At 36.6% G+C, this 3844-nt stretch carries 4 protein-coding genes; all 4 read right to left on the reverse strand.

From position 1 onward, the window contains the following. Positions 1-79 precede the first annotated feature (79 nt). Positions 80-223, reverse strand: coding sequence for a hypothetical protein (locus tag JQC92_RS21340; RefSeq protein WP_205001548.1), 144 nt, complete (start codon positions 221-223; stop codon positions 80-82). Next, positions 204-1274: a type IV toxin-antitoxin system AbiEi family antitoxin gene (locus JQC92_RS21345; RefSeq protein WP_205001549.1), complete on the reverse strand. Its 1071-nt coding sequence runs from the start codon at positions 1272-1274 to the stop codon at positions 204-206. Before JQC92_RS21345 ends, JQC92_RS21340 begins: the two co-directional genes overlap by 20 nt. Before the next feature lie 683 nt (positions 1275-1957). Beyond that, the gene (locus JQC92_RS21350) at positions 1958-2857 is read right to left on the reverse strand and encodes a nucleotidyl transferase AbiEii/AbiGii toxin family protein (protein WP_205001550.1); all 900 of its coding nucleotides are present in this window, start codon (positions 2855-2857) and stop codon (positions 1958-1960) included. Positions 2858-2859: 2 nt separating this feature from the next. Then, positions 2860-3384, reverse strand: a complete 525-nt coding sequence (abiEi, locus tag JQC92_RS21355; RefSeq protein ID WP_205001551.1) for a type IV toxin-antitoxin system AbiEi family antitoxin — start codon at positions 3382-3384, stop codon at positions 2860-2862. Positions 3385-3844: the final 460 nt, after the last annotated feature.

Here is a 3844-nt window from a genome sequence, read left to right on the forward strand (position 1 = left end):
TTTCGTAGCATTTCTTGTTGCTAATCAGGTTAACTATGCTGAAAATTTCCATTTTGAAAAGAATCTCAAAGGCAAACGCTCAAGCAAGTTTATCAGAGCAGTTTGAATTACGATATGAGCCAAATGGAATATCAAGCTTGTTGGCTTGTTCACTCACTTTTTGGTATAGCTCAACCAAACCTTTTGGCAATTTCCCGTTGATATTAAGCGAGTTGTTGTTCATATAATCTCCTTGCTGCATCAATGTTTCTTGGAGCGTTAGTTGCCATCAATTGAGCATAGACCAGTAGTGGGTGTGCCAATTCCTCTTTATCTCCTGTCAACTTTTCAATATTCAGCATAGGTTCAACCAATGTAACTTTATGCTTTACGATTGTGTCTACCCCACTTTTCTTCAATCTTGCCACTTTTAAAAAATCTCGTTTTTGTATAGCTGGAACATAAACCAATATGTCTTTGGCTTTTAAATAGTGATCATAAAATTCAGCTGCGATTTCACCGCCCAAAGCACATCGATAAGCTCCTAAGTTTAAGTCCGTTATATTTTGAATATCATCTGTAGCAAAGACTTCCTGCACCTGCTTTGCCTCAAAATTTTCAGGATAAGCGTCTAGCCACTTTTCCATTAGTCGAGTCCGCTCAATCAAGACTTTTTTTTGTTTACCCTTTTGAACAATAAAACCTTGGTAAGTCAAATCATCCAAAACCTGCTTGACGGTTCCCAACGCAACTTCAGCTTCAGCAGCAATGGTTCTCATTGGTTCATTCAGTAACTCAGGCTTGGTAAGTAACATGAATATAATCTTCATGCCTTTAGGTTGAAAAGCTTTTCCGATTTGTTTAGCAAGCATTTCAGTTTTATCAACTTTATTGGGCTTGTTGCCCTGAATATCTATATGTACTGGAAACTGCTTGATGTAAGCATTGCCAACAGTATCAAAATATTGCAAACCTAACTGTTTTAGAGTTTGAGCTAAAGTTGGAGTGACGTATTCCGTAACGAGCAGAAAAGGCTTCTCAGTATCCAAAAATCTATTTACGACATTTTGGAGTGTGCTTGGATTCTGGAGTTTTTTTTTACATTCAATCTGCAGAGGTATATTTAGCTGAGGCAATTTAAGTTGCCCATCAACCGCATCAATTTCATATCGAGCATTTTCAATGTACTGAGCATTGAGATTCGTCTTCTCATTCAATATATCTACGGCTGTAGTTATTAACTGAATCTCATTCATGATGTTCACTTTTTGACGACGTTCATTAATATTGAACATTATACAAAACTGAACATAAATCAAGTTTTCTTTTGATTATAGATAATTATTCAGGGTAGCTGAGGGTAGCTCAAGAATATTGCTTATTTAACTTTCAACAATATCCACACCAAAATTAACGTTGCTCTCTCCATTTAGTCCAACTTGATGAAGTACCTTTAATTTTTGCCAGCATTTTTCAGCTACCCTGAAAATTTTTTCTCGGAGGTCAGGAACCCTATAGCAACCCTGAAATTTATCAATCCAGCTATAACGGGGTTTTCAGCTTAAATCCGTCCAATCCAGCATAGGGTCAATGCTGAATCGCCTATTTATTGATTTAATTAAAGTTTTTGACATGTAAGTGTTTTTCTTTGATTTCTGAAATCAAATTTCTCAAGATATTTTGCGATATTTTCGCATATTTTAAGATATTTGGGATATCAGGATCCCTCATAGCTACCCTAATTACATTGGACGAATGCTGTTTGTTAGTGCAAAAGTAACAAACCTAGAAATCATCTACATTAATTATTAATCGCTTATCTACATCGAAGTAATAGGTATTAAGACAGCTGCCAGATGGAAAAACTTATTACTTTGATGACGATGAAAAATACCCGATTGATCGTAAATCAACGAAAATTGAAGGCAAGATTGTTTCGAGTTTAATGTACTGAAACAATCTCATGCCTTTAACTCGGTTATAAACTCATATCGAAATTAAATTGCTGACTAGAACGCCCTAGTTTTTTAATGAGTTGATCACCTTGTTCGGTAATTTCCGTTTGCAGATAAGGCCAATAATCAGGGTTTTCTAAGGTTCTGGCTTTGATCTGAGCAGGAATGAAGCGGCTCATTTCTTGGTTAAAATCAGCTTTAACCTCGCTGTCTGAGGTTAACCGCTGGACTTGAGTCTCTAGTCTCGACTTAAAATCATCTACCGATTTTTCTCTTGCCGTTAATTTTTGTAACGTTAACTCATGAAAGCTATTAATTCCTTGCTGTTTTAGCCACACGATATCCCATATATCTCTCGGTTTTATCCTTCTTGAACGGTAAGCTAACGCAACGAACTTATCAGCCATGATCTCTTCAAGCGATTGAACTGGGACGAGATACCCTTGAGTAGGAACATCAATACCATAATGGTTGATCAGTGGTCGTTTTTGCACACCAAATGACGGTATTGCACACACATCAATATGCATTTTCTGCCGTGGGATATCAGGGCGACCAGACTCTCGCTCAATGCTTATTTTCCATGATGAAGTATTCCCTTGTGATGCCTCGCTTGGCTTATTCACAAACACATCAACTTCATATTTACGTGTTAAAAACTGCTGTATTTCGAACTCTAAGCCATCAAATTGCTCAGGTTTAAAATCCAGTCCTGCATTAAAGTCTAAATCTTCTGACAGCCTTGAACTGTTATAGCAAAGTCTTAATGACGTACCGCCAGTAAAAATCAGTTTCTGCAATGCACCCTGCTCTAGCAATACCCGCATGATGTCGTGATGCAACAATTCTTTTTCAATCACAGGCACAACACCAGCAAGCTCAGGCTTATTGGCAAGTACTTGTGAAATATACTTTTTCAACATAATCAGTTATCCAACATTTGTAAATTACGGCCACAAGCTTTTAGATCTGCTATAGCTAATTCTACTGACGCTCGAAACATCTTTATTTCATCATCGAAATAAACCCGTTCTTCAAGTTGTGTCAGCTTTTTCTTTGTATGAGTGAATTCTATGGTGCCATAGAGTGTTTCGAAAATGCCTTTGCGGCCCTTAGTCACAATCGTTAGCCTATCCATTACAATTTGAGAAATATCACCTGTATGGCTTAACTGGCTTTCTAAGCTGATGTAGCTAAAAACATTCGGCCGTAATTTTTTGGCTATTTCAATGAGAATGCTAATTGAATCTGGTGGTGTTATCGTACTGATATAAACCCCTTGAACCACACGCTCAAGCACCCCTTTTTTGACACAGCTAGATAGAAATTTTCGAAAATGACTCGATACCGTTTCACCTAACATGTATGCCAGTTCAGCAGTATCAAAGACACATCCGCCTGACTTTACCGACTTAGCAATTTCTGAAATTAAGGCGTCTGATTTACTCATGAGTGTACACTTTATGACTTTAACGGTTATAAATTGTATACCTAATAAGTGTGTTTGCAAGTTATTATCATTAGCAATTTAACTCAATTGGTATTTTACATACGTTTCATTTTATCTAATTTATTCACTGGTTTTATTGCTGTTTTTGACATGTAAGTGTTTTTCTTTGATGTGTTATACCATTCACACTAATTAGATATGTTCACTAGGGTGAAATTTTAAAGTCAGTACAAGGCGTAATGACAAGTCATAGCCGTAGCTATGGCGAGGAATTGCAACGCAGTAATGGCAAAAACAATTTCGCACTTTATGACATAGTTAAATTGGTACGAATGGTATGGGTGTAGATCCTTTAGATCGACGAATATTATTAAAAGATCATTAATTATCAGTGTGATAGCTTAAATATATAGTGCGAAAGGAGCAATTTCATAGTACTTATTAGTTCTGACACACAATA

Origin of the sequence: Parashewanella hymeniacidonis (genome assembly GCF_016900895.1) — a bacterium.
GTDB lineage: Bacteria > Pseudomonadota > Gammaproteobacteria > Enterobacterales > Shewanellaceae > Parashewanella > Parashewanella hymeniacidonis.

Excerpts from the sequence above, each read along its gene's own strand:
- JQC92_RS21340 (WP_205001548.1), bottom strand. The coding sequence starts at position 223 with ATGAACAACAACTCGCTTAATATCAACGGGAAATTGCCAAAAGGTTTG.
- JQC92_RS21345 (WP_205001549.1), bottom strand. The coding sequence starts at position 1,274 with ATGTTCAATATTAATGAACGTCGTCAAAAAGTGAACATCATGAATGAG.
- JQC92_RS21350 (WP_205001550.1), bottom strand. The coding sequence starts at position 2,857 with ATGTTGAAAAAGTATATTTCACAAGTACTTGCCAATAAGCCTGAGCTT.
- abiEi (WP_205001551.1), bottom strand. The coding sequence starts at position 3,384 with ATGAGTAAATCAGACGCCTTAATTTCAGAAATTGCTAAGTCGGTAAAG.